Annotated in this window: 16 protein-coding genes and 1 pseudogene; 1 reads left to right on the top strand and 16 read right to left on the bottom strand. The window is 34.0% G+C overall.

Annotated elements, in window-relative coordinates; all coding sequences use genetic code 11:
- Together H8S00_RS11345 and H8S00_RS11340 are read right to left on the bottom strand one after the other, a co-directional pair.
- The gene (locus H8S00_RS11345; protein ID WP_186840589.1) at positions 1–1,284 is read right to left on the bottom strand and encodes a dihydroorotase; all 1,284 of its coding nucleotides are present in this window, start codon (positions 1,282–1,284) and stop codon (positions 1–3) included.
- A 108-nt stretch (positions 1,285–1,392) separates the two neighbouring features.
- Entirely contained in the window at positions 1,393–3,225 is a 1,833-nt protein-coding gene (locus tag H8S00_RS11340) for a DUF2079 domain-containing protein (RefSeq protein ID WP_186840588.1), read from the bottom strand.
- A 160-nt stretch (positions 3,226–3,385) separates the two neighbouring features.
- Between H8S00_RS11340 and H8S00_RS11335 the strand changes: the two genes are divergently transcribed.
- Positions 3,386–4,264: a DegV family protein gene (locus H8S00_RS11335; protein ID WP_118589799.1), complete on the top strand. Its 879-nt coding sequence runs from the start codon at positions 3,386–3,388 to the stop codon at positions 4,262–4,264.
- An 88-nt stretch (positions 4,265–4,352) separates the two neighbouring features.
- Here the strand turns inward: H8S00_RS11335 and H8S00_RS11330 are convergent, their stop codons facing one another.
- From H8S00_RS11330 to H8S00_RS11270, 14 genes and pseudogenes are all read right to left on the bottom strand, one after another.
- Positions 4,353–5,951: an MBL fold metallo-hydrolase RNA specificity domain-containing protein gene (locus tag H8S00_RS11330; protein ID WP_021951843.1), complete on the bottom strand. Its 1,599-nt coding sequence runs from the start codon at positions 5,949–5,951 to the stop codon at positions 4,353–4,355.
- Between the two features lie 117 nt (positions 5,952–6,068).
- Positions 6,069–7,043 carry a choloylglycine hydrolase gene (gene bsh, locus H8S00_RS11325; RefSeq protein WP_021951842.1) on the bottom strand — a complete coding sequence of 325 codons (975 nt, stop codon included), beginning with the start codon at positions 7,041–7,043 and terminating at the stop codon, positions 6,069–6,071.
- A 177-nt stretch (positions 7,044–7,220) separates the two neighbouring features.
- Positions 7,221–8,024, bottom strand: coding sequence for an MBL fold metallo-hydrolase (locus H8S00_RS11320; protein ID WP_021951841.1), 804 nt, complete (start codon positions 8,022–8,024; stop codon positions 7,221–7,223).
- A gap of 16 nt (positions 8,025–8,040) precedes the next feature.
- Complete coding sequence (locus H8S00_RS11315; RefSeq protein ID WP_186840587.1) at positions 8,041–8,538, bottom strand: GNAT family N-acetyltransferase; 498 nt, start codon at positions 8,536–8,538, stop codon at positions 8,041–8,043.
- A gap of 160 nt (positions 8,539–8,698) precedes the next feature.
- Positions 8,699–8,875, bottom strand: a complete 177-nt coding sequence (locus H8S00_RS11310) for a hypothetical protein (RefSeq protein ID WP_186840586.1) — start codon at positions 8,873–8,875, stop codon at positions 8,699–8,701.
- Positions 8,876–8,992: 117 nt separating this feature from the next.
- Positions 8,993–10,714 (bottom strand): leucine-rich repeat protein, encoded by a 1,722-nt coding sequence (locus H8S00_RS11305; protein WP_186840585.1) that lies wholly within the window; start codon positions 10,712–10,714, stop codon positions 8,993–8,995.
- A gap of 221 nt (positions 10,715–10,935) precedes the next feature.
- Entirely contained in the window at positions 10,936–11,337 is a 402-nt protein-coding gene (locus H8S00_RS11300; protein WP_186840584.1) for a DUF2752 domain-containing protein, read from the bottom strand.
- A gap of 40 nt (positions 11,338–11,377) precedes the next feature.
- Positions 11,378–11,590, bottom strand: a complete 213-nt coding sequence (locus tag H8S00_RS11295) for a hypothetical protein (RefSeq protein WP_207721425.1) — start codon at positions 11,588–11,590, stop codon at positions 11,378–11,380.
- A 79-nt stretch (positions 11,591–11,669) separates the two neighbouring features.
- A complete protein-coding gene (locus tag H8S00_RS11290; RefSeq protein ID WP_186840583.1) occupies positions 11,670–12,134 on the bottom strand; it encodes a DUF2798 domain-containing protein in 465 nt (154 codons plus the stop codon).
- A gap of 224 nt (positions 12,135–12,358) precedes the next feature.
- Positions 12,359–12,541 carry a hypothetical protein gene (locus H8S00_RS11285; RefSeq protein ID WP_186840582.1) on the bottom strand — a complete coding sequence of 61 codons (183 nt, stop codon included), beginning with the start codon at positions 12,539–12,541 and terminating at the stop codon, positions 12,359–12,361.
- 60 nt (positions 12,542–12,601) lie between these two features.
- A pseudogene (locus H8S00_RS14110) lies at positions 12,602–12,697 on the bottom strand (hypothetical protein); the annotation flags it as partial.
- Positions 12,698–12,979: 282 nt separating this feature from the next.
- Positions 12,980–13,381 carry a hypothetical protein gene (locus tag H8S00_RS11280; protein ID WP_186840581.1) on the bottom strand — a complete coding sequence of 134 codons (402 nt, stop codon included), beginning with the start codon at positions 13,379–13,381 and terminating at the stop codon, positions 12,980–12,982.
- Between the two features lie 475 nt (positions 13,382–13,856).
- The gene (locus tag H8S00_RS11275; protein ID WP_186840580.1) at positions 13,857–14,714 is read right to left on the bottom strand and encodes a GNAT family N-acetyltransferase; all 858 of its coding nucleotides are present in this window, start codon (positions 14,712–14,714) and stop codon (positions 13,857–13,859) included.
- Positions 14,715–14,820: 106 nt separating this feature from the next.
- On the bottom strand, positions 14,821–15,210 hold the full coding sequence (locus H8S00_RS11270) for a hypothetical protein (protein ID WP_243169588.1): 390 nt from the start codon (positions 15,208–15,210) through the stop codon (positions 14,821–14,823).
- Positions 15,211–15,279 lie beyond the last annotated feature (69 nt).

The raw sequence follows: 15,279 nt of genomic DNA, 5'->3' as shown, positions 1-15,279 counted from the left end.
CTATTTCTCTCCTTTATTGTATACTACATTGCCATTTAAAATCGTATATTCAACCTCTCCGGATACCCTGTAACCATTAAAAGGTGTATTTTTTCCTTTAGAAGCAAATTCATTTGAGTCAATAACATATTCTTTATTTGGATTGATAATGGTAACATCTGCTATGGCTCCTTCATTTAATGTTCCTTTGTTAATTCCAAGAACCTTCGCAGGATTGTAACTCATTTTTGCAGCCATCTGAAGGGGTGTAATATGTCCTTTTTTTACCAGATTAGTTATGGTAAGTGCCACAGATGTTTCAAGTCCCACGATTCCAAAAGGTGCATGCTCTAAATCCTTCGCCTTTTCCTCTGCACTGTGGGGAGCATGGTCTGTGGAAATAACATCCATTATATCATCACTTAATCCCTTTATTAATGCTTCCATATCCTCTCTTGTTCTAAGAGGAGGGTTCATTTTGAAATTAGCATCATTAGAAGTAATATCATCACTGCACATGGAAAAATGATGAGGGCACACCTCTGCGGTAACCTTTACTCCCTCTTCCTTAGCACGTCTTACCATTTCCACGCTGTCTTTTGTGGAGCAATGGCATAAATGCAATTTAGCACCTGTTTCCTTTGCTAAAAGAATATCTCTTAAGGCTATAACATCTTCCACTGCATTGCTTATTCCCTTAACCCCTAACTCCTTTGACTTGTCTCCTAAGTTAATAACTCCGCCTTCTACAAGGTTTATGTCTTCACAATGTGCCAAAACCGGAATATCCGCTTTTTTAGCATTTTTCATTGCTTTTCTATATACACCGGAATTCATAACAGACTTTCCATCTTCACTTATGGCACAGATTCCTGCTGCCTTTAGTCCCTCTACATCTGTAATTTCAACTCCTGCCATGTTTTTGGTAACTGCCCCTACAGGAAGTACATTGGTAAGCCCTACGGCTTTTCCCTTATCTATAATGTATTTAACTGTTTCCGGGGAATCTACTACAGGTTTTGTATTCGGCATGCAGCATACGGTAGTAAATCCACCTTTAGCAGCTGCCCTGCTTCCTGTTTCTATATCTTCTTTATATGTTAATCCCGGATCTCTGAAATGCACATGCAAATCTATAAGTCCCGGCATTACATAACAGCCTTTAGCATCTATAATCTGATTCGCTTCATTTTCAATATATGAAGCTTTTTTTACTATTACTCCCTTATCAATCAGAATATCCATAACACTGTCAAGATTTTCTGATGGATTAAGAACCCGTCCGTTTTTTATGAGTATTGACACCTATAAATCCTCTTTCTTATATATTTACCTTTAAAAGGCATAAAAATCCATATAAAAGTATAGCAAAAAAACACATCCCTTTCAATATAAAGAGATGTGTTCTAACTTTTAATTTGAAGTTCTTTTGTAAATTGTTATTAATCCGTCCACATTATACACCACTTCATACTTGCCTGAAGCTATAATATTGCTAAACTTCTCTTTTTCAGTATCATATCTTGCATCCACTACCAGATAATCAGTATATATATCACTTTCAAGATGATTCTGATCATATAAAATAAGGTTCTTTGACAAATGTGGTACCAAAAATCCTGATGCACATACTGAAGCATCCTCCGGAACCATGTCCAGTGCCTTGTTAAGTCCCTGGTATGTAGCCTTGTCCGCATTATATCTTGATACATAATACGGTGCCTTCTGGTAAATGCTTCCCATAAACATTACACTGGCACATATTACCGAAACAGTTGCCAGTTTCTTTGCCCTGTTTATATCCATATCTGCTATGTTTAATATAATTGCATACATCATAAGTGCTATAACACTAAAATCGTATTGGAATGTTATATCATGCATATATAAATATGTCGGCAATAAATTAATGATTATAAACGGAAGAAGTAATATATATCTTGAATACTTCTTTCCTGTTGTAAAAAGCACTGCTGCTACAGGAACAAGCATGGAAATGATATATCCGATTTTATCCATTGAGTTATCATTTGTGTTTCTTATAATCTGACTGATGGCATAACCCGGATTAGCCAAAAGCGTCTCAAATACCTGAATAAGACCTCCATCCTGAGTAAAGTATAAATTTCCAAATCTATATTCCTGTATTCCAAGACCATAGCTGTTTACTATGGCTGTTGCCATAGCGAAGTAAATTGCTGATGCCACAATAAGAATAACACCACGTTTTTTATCCTTCTTTGAAAACAGGAAGAATATCCCCAATATAAACACATAAACCGGTGCATCTTCCTTAACCATCAATGACAAAATTGCGAATATAACCGCTGCAACGTTCTTCTTTTTTTCAACTGTCCAGGCTAACATCAACAGAAAAAATGTTATAAAGCAGTTTTCGTGAATATCATAAAATGTTCCGCCTGCCGTAGCCGGATACAAAGCATATATCAGTGAAACTGCAATTGCCATCTGGTTAGATAACTTGTGATGTTTACAAAGTAATAATATTGGTATAACAGGAATGGCAACCATAAATGCCTGTATAAGCTGAACTGTTATGGCGTTATCAAATATAAAATATATTGGAAGCGCTATATAAAATATAGGTGAAAAATGCACTGCAAAATGTGAAAGCAATTTATTTCTCTCTACTGTAGTGCTGATGGTTCCTTTTTGCTTCATATATTCATACATTTGAGCAAATATACCAAAATCAAATGTTGAATTGCTATATGTAAGATATCTGTATACCGTAACCACTCCTATAAAGGCAAAGAGTAAAACACCAATTACAGCTACAACAATCCATATTTCTTTTTTAGTTAAATGAATTTTAGCAAAAATATTAAAAATATCCTCTTTCACATACATAAATGCCAAAACCGCAATGACACACAGCACTGTTTGGAAACATACATTTCCAATCCGGTTATAATATGATGCATCTCCCCATGAAACGGAATATCCCTGACATGCGCACAAAATTACAAAAAGATACACAAAAGCAAACATAGCCAGTTTTGCCATGGAATCCTTATGTATATAAAGCATGGCCATAAGTGCCATACCTATCACAAATAGACATATGACAATGGCAATATTAGTAGCTCCTCCAAAATTTACATCATTAATGTGCCTGTATGCCCCTCGTATTATTGAACATAACGCCCAACTTCCTACCGCACTTACAAAGAAACCTTCAATGATTTCTTTTTGATACTGTAATAATGATTTGATTTTATTCACTTTCCCTTCCTCACTTATAAAAACTTTTTCTCCATTTTAGCATATATCTTACAACTTATGTGGTAAAATTTTGTTTTTTGATAAAAATAATATTGATTAATGTTTTTTATATGATATACTATGTAGTATTAAATACTATGTTAAGGAGTTTTACAAGTCTATGTATAAGATAATTAGTGACAGTGCCTGTGATTTGTCAAAAAAGTATATTGCAGAACACGATATTACAATAGTTCCTCTTTCAGTTTCATTTGATGGAGAGACATATTACAGGGATTCCATAGATATTTCAAGAGATGAATGTTATGAGAGAATGGTTTCAAATCCGGGAGTTTACCCTAAAACTTCCCTTCCAAGTGTTGACAGCTATTACAATGCTTTTAAGGAATTTACTGACAAGGGTATTCCTGTTGTTTGCTTTACCATTACTCTTATTTTCAGTGGTTCTTATAACTCAGCAATGAATGCAAAGGAAATGATTGAGGAAGAAAATCCTGATGCTAACATTACTGTTATTGATTCTAAGCAAAATACCGTAACTCAGGCTCTTATTATTGACCAGATGGTTAGAATGCGTGATGCAGGAATTTCCTTTGAAGATTCTTTAAAGAAATTAGAGCCTTTAATGGCAAGCGCCCGTATTTTCTTTACAGTAGGTTCTCTTGACTATTTAAAAATGGGTGGTCGTATCGGTAAGCTTGCATCTATTGCCAGCAAAATCGACGTTAAACCTGTTATTATAATGAAAGATGGAGATATCAGCCTTGGGGGTATCGGACGAAACAGAAATAAACTTAAGGCTAAGGTTTTATCAACAGCTAAGGCTTATCTTGATGAAAACGGAAAAGACAATTTCGTGGTTTCCGTAGGATACGGATATGACAAAACAGAAGGTGTCAGCTTTATGAATGATGTAGAGGAAACTCTTGGAGTTAAACTTAATTCCGAAACCAATGTTGCCATTGGTATCGTATCCGGCGTACATACCGGTCCACATCCTATTGGATTAGGTGTAATCAGAAAATATGAAACACTGTAGTTAAACAAGCAACAGCAAAACAGGCAGTCAGAACGTGTTCAAATCACATTCTAACTGCCTATTTATATATCTTCTCTAAATTTCTGTTTTATCTGTCCCACTTATCGCATAGAGACTGTATCTGACTGGTGAATCTTGCCAAATCTTTATTGGCTCCACCTTCATTTCTCTTAATAACAGCCATAAGACGGTTACCTGCTGATACAAGGTTGTCGTAAATTCCATTAGCCCTGCGTTTCTTTGCCTTCTCAGCGATTCGTTGTGGAATACCTTCTTTAATCAACTCACCGGATATTAAATCAAACTCTGTTCCACTATATGGAGCATATGTATCATAACCATGCTGTTTGCTTAACAGTTCTGCAAAAGTATCACACACCTGATCTTCTCCATGAACGACAAACACCTTATCCGGCTTTTTCATCATGGATTCCATCCAGTTAATCAGTCCTTTTTGGTCTGCATGACCACTTACTCCCTTTAAATTTTCAATGTGGGCATTTACTGCAATTTCCTCACCAAAAAGTTTTACTGACTTAGCGCCTTCAAGAAGTGACCTTCCAAGAGTACCTACTGCCTGATATCCCACAAACAAAACAGTACACTCTTCCCTCCAAAGGTTATGCTTCAAATGATGTCTGATTCTGCCGGCTTCACACATTCCTGATGCCGATAAAATAACCTTTGGTTTCATATCTTCATTGATGGCAATGGAATCCTGAGTTGTTACGGAAACATTTAATCCCTCAAATCTCAGCGGGTTAATTCCCTGATTTATAAGTTCCATGGTTTCATCATCAAAACAGTCTATTATATTATTGTTAAACACGTTTGTAGCTTCCACCGCTAAAGGACTGTCAACATAAACCTGAAAATGAGGGAATCCGGGAACCATGTTTTCTTTTTTTATAATTCTTAAGAAATATAGCATTTCCTGAGTTCTGCCTACAGCAAAAGACGGAATAACTACATTTCCACCTCTCTCAAAGGTTTCATTTAGTATTCTGGCAAGAGCTCCCACATAATCCGGTCTGTCTCCGTGTAATCTGTCACCATAAGTTGATTCAATAAGAACATAGTCAGCACCATCCATAGGTGTAGGATCTTTAATAATAGGTTTATTAATATTTCCAACATCCCCTGAAAAAATAATTGTTCTCTTTTCCTCTCCCTCAGTTAAAAACATCTTAATGCTGGCAGAACCTAGCAAATGTCCCGCATCCTCGTACCTCACGGAGATTTCATCGCAGATTTTCACCATACAGTCATAGTCCACCGGAACTAACAACTCGCAGGCTGCCACAGCATCATCCATAGTGTATATGGGTTCATAAGGTGCCTCACCAGACCTCTTTGCCTTTCTGTTTCTCCATTCTGCCTCAAACTCCTGAATATGTGCACTATCACGAAGCATTATGTTGCACAAATCACAGGTAGCTCTGGTAGCAAACACCTGTCCTTTAAATCCCTGTTTCACCATCAGTGGAATGAGACCTGAATGGTCAATATGGGCATGGGTAAGAAAAATGTAATCGATTTCTCCTGCTAAAACCGGCAGTTCCTGGTTTACATAAATATCCTTTCCCTGCTCCATTCCACAATCCACAAGTACCTTTTTGTCACCAACCTGAATAAAATGACAGCTTCCTGTAACTTCATGGTCTGCTCCTAAAAATGTAAGAATCATAACTAGCACCTCCCTATTCGATTTTATCCGAAACTCATAATTTATATAACAGTAATTATACCATTTTCCCCGGAAGGTCGCTATATATATTTTAGCAAATGTGTTAGATTTAATTAGTTAATTCTGATAATTTATCTGCTCTCCTGTAATTAACGGATACCGTACTAACTTATCTCCATCTAATTTTTCCCTGTGCATGTCCACTGCGGTAATCTGATGATTGTTATAGGTTGTATAATAATAAATCCCCTTGGTTGCATTGCAGCATGAAGTATAAATTGTTATCTCATACTTGCCTTCTTCCACTTCACAGCATCCCCTTTGCTGGTCAACAGAGCCTAGAATATGGAAGAACTGACTGACACTTTCCTCTTCGCCATCTCCTGATACGGAATTCATTTTGGTAAAGGCAACCTTGGCAAATCTTGAAGCTGATGACAAATCCCCCGGAAGCCCCAAAGCTCCCATTCCACGACTGTAGGCATTAAAATCCAAATCCTTTGAAAACTTATTTTCAGGCTGTTTAGGAGATAAATTCATATAATTGTTTAACATAAACATCTGCTGATCAAAGGGTGGATTGTTGGTAAGAACTCCCACGGGATTGTCATATATATGAAGTCCGTCTGCCATACATTCCACTGTAATTGAGCTCTTTTCATCTGCAATTATCCAATGAAGCTGTGCAGAAGGCAACTGCTCACTAAAAGGTGTTGCCACCAGATTCATATGGGACAGCGCCTCCCTTGCCTCATCTACATTGGAGTATTGTGCCAAAATCCACATAATAAACTCAAACTGAGCCACATTGGTTTCATTTTCCTTAACTTCCTGATACATGGCATTTCCAACAAAATTAAGCCCTGCCATTCCAAGACCTTTCTCATTAATTGCATCATAATATAGAGGATACTCCCCTACAACATACGCCATGCCCATTATGGCATAGTGATTATCTAAAGCCTTTGTATGTCTAAAATTAATTGGATAATTTCTCGGAGTTATGGCAATTTCATCGCCATATGAAAACTCATAGTCCAATGTTCTTCCAAAATAAAAATCCTTTGTTTTATATGTTGCTGCGGTACACATACTACCTCCTAGTTTATTTTATAGTATTACGTTTTGCATATATTTATTTTTCTACTGTTGCCTGAACTCTATCTCTCCGGTATCTGCATTCATCCTGTCTACAATTGCAAGGGATTCTAAATGATATCCCAGATTTCTAATTGTTCTACCTCCCGGCTGGAAGCCTTTTTCTTATAATCACTCTTTAATTTCCACTATTTTTCCTGTGTGAATGGCTTTTAATTTATCTTTCATAATTTTATGCATTATCTCATAAGCTTTATCCCCTGTACAATGCCCGGTATAAAAAATAGTGTACATCTTGTTTAATTTTTTTGCAATAGCCTCTATATTTGCTGTTTCTTCTTTAGTATACCCACCGTTTTTAAACATATGAAACCCACTGATTACTACCATTGGCTCATTGGCAAATTTCTTCTTATATGCCTCTAAAATATTTATAATTCCACAATGTGCACACCCTGATATAAGGGCATTTCCCTTCTTTGTACATATTACAAGGCTTTGCTCATGGGAAAAATCATCTTCTGTAATTTTTCCATCCACTTTTCTTAGAAATTTTATATTTCTCTTTTCTGTGGGTACATTAGAAATCAAATATAAATTATCATCTATTTTATAGCTTCCATCTACTAATTTAAGCTGCGGCAAATTCAATATTCTGTTATCTATTCCTATATATGTGTCTTTATAATAGCATTCCTCTGTTGCATTTTTTTGCATATAAATTTGTGCATGATTGTTTATCTCACAAAATTTAAGCAAACCACCTGCGTGATCATAATGCCCATGACTTATAATAACCTTGTCAATTTCATTTAAATCAATTCCTAATTTTGCGGCATTTCCCACAAATCTGCCTGTGGCTCCCGTATCAAATAACAATTTATACTGTTGAATTTCAATATATAATGCCAAACCATGTTCAAAATCACACTCCATATCCTCCGGGGTGTCCTCAATTAATGTTATTACTTTCATTGTGTTTTTCCCACCACTACACTTCTATATAGTACACACATATATTTTCATATTTTCCTTCATCCACCTTGAAGCCATTGGGAATGACTCCCAGCTGCTTGAAGCCAATTCGCTCATATAAATGTATTGCATGCATATTTGATTCCACTACTGCATTAAACTGGAGAATTTTAAACTGCTCCCTGTGTGCCTGTTGTATGCAGTCACGCACCATTTTTTCACCAATATGAAGTCCTCTGCTTTCTGATGAAACTGCAAAACTTGCATTAGCAATATGTCCACACCTTCCAACATTATTAGGATGCAAAATATACATTCCCAGTATTTTTCCTGTGTCTTTGTTTACTGCTACTCCACAATAGCTCTGTCCCTCAAAGAATATCTTACCCTTTTCTTCTGTCAGTAAATCTTCCTGTGGGAAAGCATTTCCCTCCTTAACAACTTCATTCCAAATATTAACCATTTCAGGAATATCCCTTACTTCGTATCTTCTTAATTCAATATTATTAATCATTGTTCTTCCTCCTGTAACGGTACTTTTATACCTTAATACCGTATATTTTATGGTAACTCCATTGAAACTCTTTTGCAATACATCTTTATGACAATAACTCCAGAAGTTCCTCTTTATTAAATGAAGCCCCGGCATAAGATAGTCAAATTCGCTCCAGAGTTCACTTAACCTGTTTTCTCTCTTCTGCCGTTCCAACAACCATGGAAACATTAAGGGTCGGAGCAAACTTTTCAAATTCACTTTTCCAATTGTACACAAGACTACTAAACTCTTCACTTTTTTTCGTTTCAATATAAGTTTCATATACATTTCCACCACTTACATCTATATAAATCACTATACATTTATGCAGTTATTAACTACGTATGTGCATTTACTATTTCTATTTTTACATAAAATAACCCCGGTCACATACACCACCAATGACCGGGATTACAACTTTATTTACTAACGATTATTTAACTGTCATAGTCTTTTTGTACCCTGTAGATTTTTTCATAATCATTTTTTTATACTTCTTTAAAGATTTCTTAGGACACTTAATTGTAGCTTTCTTGTTAATTCCGCTAAATGCCTTCTTTCCAATCTTTTCAATATTTTTTCCAATTACTACTTTCTTTGTTTTGTTGCAATTCTTAAATGCCTTTTTCCCAATTGCAGTAACCTTGTATTTATCTTTACCAATTGTTACTGTTGCAGGAATTTTTACAGTCTTTTTATTTTTAGCTGCCTTAAGAGAAACAGTTTTCTTTGATATTGATGTAACTACATAAGTACCACTTTTAGCCTTTACAATATATCCCTTTTTAACTTTCTTAACAGAAGGTTTTGTATCGTTACTCTTTGTTCCTTTTTCCTTAACTGATACATCAAATGAAATATCTACAGATGTAGCCTCTTTACCCTCTCCTGATGCGAATTTAATACTTCCTGTAAACAGTGCATCTCTTGAACCTTTTTTACCCTTAGTGTCAGCAGTAAAATTAGCAGATGCCTTGACTTTGTTCATTTCAATTGCTTGTTCAATTGGAATGTACTTAATTATGTTTCCTCCCTTATCCTTCACTTCTTCTTCCTTAGTTAAGGCATCTAAGTTTCTGGATATACTTTTAACCTGGAAAACCATTTCTTTCTTCACTGCATCTAAGTATCCCTTTGGATATGATTTAGCTACTTCATCAAATCCAGGTAATGCAAACAATCTATCTGCTGCACTATTTATTATAACTTCCGCATTGTTTCCTAATGCCAGACTAAGTCTCTTGATTAACTCTGTCGCATTTTTTTCTGTTACACTAATAGTTGATTTTGTACCTGACTTTGTTTCAAATTTACCAAGAGTATAGTCAGCTGTATTAAGAACCAATGCCAATAAATCTTTCCCTGTACTCATTAACTGCTCACTGGATATGTTAAAGTTTGGATACATTTTTTCTCCATAATTCACATCTTTAATACATCCTATTTTATCAGCCACGTCTTCACCATCTTCCTCTGTATACACTGTATAAGATAATACTTCACGAATTCCAAGTTCTGACTTTAAGTATTTATTTAATTCGTTTATTCCATTAAGTGTAAGCTCTTCTATGGCAGGTATCTCCAATGCATCATAAATATCATTAACAGTTCTTCCTGTATATTCCTTCACAAATGAAACTAATGTGCCTAAATTAATTTTAATTTTTCCATTGTTATAATTTAATGAAATTGCCTTTGCATTTTTTCCTTTTGCAAGCTGAAGATATAAATCTAAATTAAAATTCTGTGAATCAATAACTGATGATTTTACTGTTCCCTTTAAGTCTAAAACATCTGCTCCAATAGGTTCGCCATCTTCATTTAAACCTGATGCAATGCCTAATTTAAGCATCCGGTTGTAAAATGCTTCACCTTCTTTAGTTAAAACCAATTTTCCATCTTCATATGAACCATAATCACTGTTATAATCAAAAGCTAACTGTCTAAAAGTTCTATAAAGCTGTTCAGCTACTTTCTCTCCCTTTACATTCGCCTTAAAATTAGCCGTAACATCTGCATTTTTTGCATCTAAAATGTCATTAACCTGCTTTGATACTGACTTTGTTTCTGCTGCATTTGCAGGTGTATGCATTGTTCCACCTAAACCTATTATCATTGTAAGTGATAATATAATTGCAACTATTTTTTCTTTCATAATGTTCACTCTCCTTCCAATAATTGTGGTGTTAATAAAATAATAACATAGGCAAACCTTCCCCCACATCACACAAAAGTGTTATATGGAGTAATTTCCTACATTTTTTATTCTTATGATTTTACAAAAAAAAATATTCCGGTAAAATCATTTCTACCAACATATTTTAATGAAATCATCCAAAGTATAAATTGCCATTCTACATACCAAAATAAGCAACTTCATTTATTAAATATTTTATATAACAGCCACTTTTCCGGCTGAAAAGCCACTATGCCATTAGGTGTAAACATCCTATATATGTAGACTATGCCAAATAAAATCAGCACAGTCCATATAATACCCGACAAAGCTTTTGGCTTTAGTCTTTTTCTATTTAGTATAATAATTAAAATCACCACCGGCATAAAAAATAACGGATGATAATAAAATGCCATTGAAAAATCTAATTTTAGTGCTGCTAACCATGCCCTGGTCATTCCGCAACCTAAGCATGAAACACCTGTGAAATATTTAATAATACAGGGAACGCCCTTTAAGTATACTCCCACATAGCCAATAATTATTATAAAAACAATTGCTATTATAATCCTTTGTTTCTTTAATTTATTGTCCTTTTTCAAGATTTGCCTTTCTTTATAATTTATCTTTTTGCTTAAAATACTATAAATATTTTCTTATGTCAATGGCAAAACTCTCTTCTATATTAACTAAGCGTTTTGCAATATCTTTAGTCTTCTCATAAGCGGCTTTGTACTGATTAAGATATTCATTCAAAGATTTAACGCCCATATTACATCCGTCAGTTATTAAGTCAGCGATGGTTTCATCTAACTCATCCATAACTAATTTAACATTTGTTTTTATCCACGACATTCCTTTTGCATAGGATTCGGATTTTTTCCTTCGTCATGGGTTTCTGATTGTAAACAATCTTTATGTAAAGCCATCATTTTTATGATTCGTGATTTTTTTCACGAAAAATCATTCTAAATATAAGCCTTACAAAAGGACCACAATAAAACATCTGATAACATATTGCCATTGGAAAATTCATTGCCCATGTCTGTATCCATGTCCCAAAGCTTTTTGTTTCCTTAAACAGTATGGTAGCAACTAAACTCATTATTGGACACATTATACAACAAATGCAAATTGAAATTGCATATGTTATAATCTGTGGTCTGTCGCTTGTTTTCATCACAGTAAAGGCTAATATTTTAGCTATTTTCCCCACTACGAAAAATTCTAATACAAAAGCCACAGGCACCATAATTGGCAATTCATGGGTTGCACTAATAAATGTTTGCCCTGTTACACTGCATGTATTAAGTGCTACATTATACACAACCATTCCATAAACCATCGTTGTAGCCATAATAATTGTAAATATTACATCCTGAAATTTGTTTTTTGGCATAAAAAATCCTCCTATCGATAACTTATAACTAATGTGTTGTTCGTTATCATCCCGGAGGATTGTGCGTTTCCAATAATAACCATAATAAAATTGCTAGGGAAGTATAACATATTTTTCTATTTAATGTAATACCTAAATTTAATATTTATCAACATTCCTACGTCGTAATTTTCACCATTTATCTCTGATTATAACAGTTATTTTTCACTCTATCTGCTATATTATTATTTAATATTCAGTGCATTCTTTAAAAATTCCACTACTCTCTTTTTGTATTCTCCATAAATTACATTTTCTATGCTATCAGTATCAGTTTCATCAAGATAATAGGCAGACACTTTTCCTCCAAGGTCTGATACCAGCTTAGAATAATATTTTATCATTTCTTCATCCGACATCCTTTCCATACCCATTGGTGTTCTAACATTAAGCCCCGACTGTCGCTTATCATCTAAATCAAGTTCCTCAAAATATAAACCTGAGTCATTGCAAATAACAGCATCAAAATACTGTCCGTAAAATTTTGCTTTACATACGGCATTTTCCTCAGGTGTTTTTCCTACTTCTTCCGGTTCCTATGATATCTCAAATTCCTTTAAAGTAATAAATTCTATATTGCAATTAGCTAAAAGCTCCGAAAATTTTTTTACTTTTGAAGGATTTGTTGTTCCCAGTAATACTTTCATTTTTTCTCCTGTCTTTTATATGATTCTACAAATCATGCTTACAAATTCAATTCAAACATTTTATACTCTGTCCAACCAGTACCTTCGTAATACATATTTTTAGCTTCCACAAATTGAAATCCGCAACCTGTATAAAGACGTTCTGCCGCTTTAATTAATTTATTTCATTTTAGAAATATATTTATTCAATTCGGTCATGTCATCTTCCTCAATTTTTTTCACATCACCTTCAAACAATAATTCCTTTTCCTGTAATATATACGCAGCATAACCATTGTCAAAATCAATCTTAAAGTCATAATTTTTTTCAGAAATATCACCTTTTATTGTATTATTTTCATTTACAATTTTCTTAATCAATCTGGTAAATTCCGATTTTTCATCATTAGTCAGAGTTATATTTTTGTCATTGCCTGTAATAACAATCTTGGAACTGTTTACCTCAAATACCGTCAGTCCTCCCTTTCCTCCATCTTTATTCGTAACAAATATTGTGATACCAATTGCAACCACAATTACTGCAAGAACAATTATACCCAGTACCTTTTTATTTCTAATCATGTGTTTTCACCTCTCCTTAAATATGTTGCCTGAATAGTAACATAAAGGTAGCAGTAGTGTAAATAACTTTAGGTTTATGCTTATTATTATAAACTACTTTTCTTGTTTTCTTAAGAAAAACCAGGGGATATGTATTTACAAATGCACAAAAACATCTACTTTGTCGCTGAACTACTTTTTTGTACATACCATTTTTTTACTGCCATTATCACATTGTAAAAACAATACACATATACAATGGACATATTATATGATAATTTACTTTGTATGTACGTACAATATACAGCGACTAATAAAGAAACCACAATATAACTAATAATATTTAATATAGACTTCATATTTTTCCTTTCTGAATTTTTTAATAATTTACATTTAAATTTCCCTATTTTGTATTTTTTAAGACTCATTCTTTTCTAGTTTTTTATTATCATCTATTCCGCATAAATTTATCACCGTTTTTTAATTACATTACTATTTATGCGTGAGTAATTGCCGGTAACATAAACTTGTAATCACCCAATATTTCAAATGCTTTTCCCTTAACAAAGAACGTTGTATCTTCTTCATCAACCTTCTTTTCTTCATAGCCGGTTTTATCTATAGGTGTAAAAAATAAAATCACATTGCTAATATTACTTCCAAAAGATGTAATCACGTCATCAATAGATGCTTCTCCGAAAATAGCATGCAACATAAGAGTATCTCCATCTACCTCAGCCACAACGTATGTATCTATACTATTGACGTAATAAACATTTTCTTTCATGAACTGTGATAAATAAAACATGAACAGTCCTTCATTTCCATTCATTGTCATGTTACCACACTGCGGCCTGGTTTTTATAATATCTACCATCTTTACCCAATCTTCAGATGTTTCCATTGGAATATTCTCTGTCACATCTGTTGCAGTGTTTATAACATGCTTACTATACTGGAATTCCGGTTTTGTGACAAAACCAAACTTAGGATAGAAATCGAGTACAGAATCATTTGCATACAAATATATTCCATCTACCTTACCCTCATATTCTTTCATTATTTCATCCATTAATATTCTTACATAACCGTTTCCTCTATATTCCGGAGCAGTCATAACAGTTCCTAGTTGAAGAAGTTTTAAAATATTTCCGTTGTAATTCATATTACACTTATTCACTGAAACATTAGAAACCACTTTTCCCTCAATAACAATGGAAACCGGATTGTAGTTCTCTTTCCAAAATCCATTTTGATACCATTCCTCAAATGAAAGATTGAAAACTTTCTTCGCCAGTTCATTAAAGCTGTCTCTTAATTCTTTGGTATCTCTATAATCTTTAACTATCTTCATATATACCTCTTTTTATTTCGTCTTCTTTATAATCCTACAAATACTCTCATCAGACAACGAATACTTTTTGCAAGTTTTTGAATGGTGACAATGTTTTACTGTTTTATTACATTTCCAAACTATTCTCATTCAACAAAAAATCATAAATACTCATAGTTGCAATACCGCCTTCATCACGCTGTACGTTTATAACATCCTTAACAATAATAATCTTCTTAAACGAATCATTAACGTTAAGTAATGATGCCTTTTCCTGTCTTATTTTTTCTTCATCTGATAAACTAAGAGCTGACTGTATATAATATCTCCTACTTCCCATATTAGCAACGAAATCAATTTCCAATTGCTTTCGTTCCTGTTTTCCATCTGCATTTCTTTCTATTTTGGGAACTATACCAACATCTACTTGGTATCCCCAGCACCAAGTCTCCATCGCACTATCGTCTAACTTATAATCCAAACTTCTTATGACCGACCATATCTGCTTTCTTGTCATACGCAATCCTCTTTCTATTTATTTTTGTGATGTGGCAATTTATATACATTATCCTGTTCACCATGAACA

Source organism: Eubacterium segne, from assembly GCF_014287775.1.
In the GTDB taxonomy this organism is placed as follows: Bacteria; Bacillota; Clostridia; order Lachnospirales; family Lachnospiraceae; genus Eubacterium_G; species Eubacterium_G segne.
The sequence above is the reverse complement of the archived record's forward strand: the minus strand, read 5'-3'. Positions and strand labels throughout refer to the sequence as shown.

Coding starts and splice junctions, on each gene's coding strand:
- H8S00_RS11305 (WP_186840585.1), bottom strand. CDS start 10,714: ATGAAAGAAAAAATAGTTGCAATTATATTATCACTTACAATGATAATA.
- H8S00_RS11270 (WP_243169588.1), bottom strand. CDS start 15,210: ATGACAAGAAAGCAGATATGGTCGGTCATAAGAAGTTTGGATTATAAG.
- H8S00_RS11320 (WP_021951841.1), bottom strand. CDS start 8,024: ATGAAAGTAATAACATTAATTGAGGACACCCCGGAGGATATGGAGTGT.
- H8S00_RS11295 (WP_207721425.1), bottom strand. CDS start 11,590: ATGTCGTGGATAAAAACAAATGTTAAATTAGTTATGGATGAGTTAGAT.
- H8S00_RS11330 (WP_021951843.1), bottom strand. CDS start 5,951: ATGATTCTTACATTTTTAGGAGCAGACCATGAAGTTACAGGAAGCTGT.
- H8S00_RS11335 (WP_118589799.1), top strand. CDS start 3,386: ATGTATAAGATAATTAGTGACAGTGCCTGTGATTTGTCAAAAAAGTAT.
- H8S00_RS11275 (WP_186840580.1), bottom strand. CDS start 14,714: ATGAAGATAGTTAAAGATTATAGAGATACCAAAGAATTAAGAGACAGC.
- H8S00_RS11290 (WP_186840583.1), bottom strand. CDS start 12,134: ATGCCAAAAAACAAATTTCAGGATGTAATATTTACAATTATTATGGCT.
- bsh (WP_021951842.1), bottom strand. CDS start 7,043: ATGTGTACCGCAGCAACATATAAAACAAAGGATTTTTATTTTGGAAGA.
- H8S00_RS11280 (WP_186840581.1), bottom strand. CDS start 13,381: ATGATTAGAAATAAAAAGGTACTGGGTATAATTGTTCTTGCAGTAATT.
- H8S00_RS11315 (WP_186840587.1), bottom strand. CDS start 8,538: ATGATTAATAATATTGAATTAAGAAGATACGAAGTAAGGGATATTCCT.
- H8S00_RS11285 (WP_186840582.1), bottom strand. CDS start 12,541: ATGGAAAGGATGTCGGATGAAGAAATGATAAAATATTATTCTAAGCTG.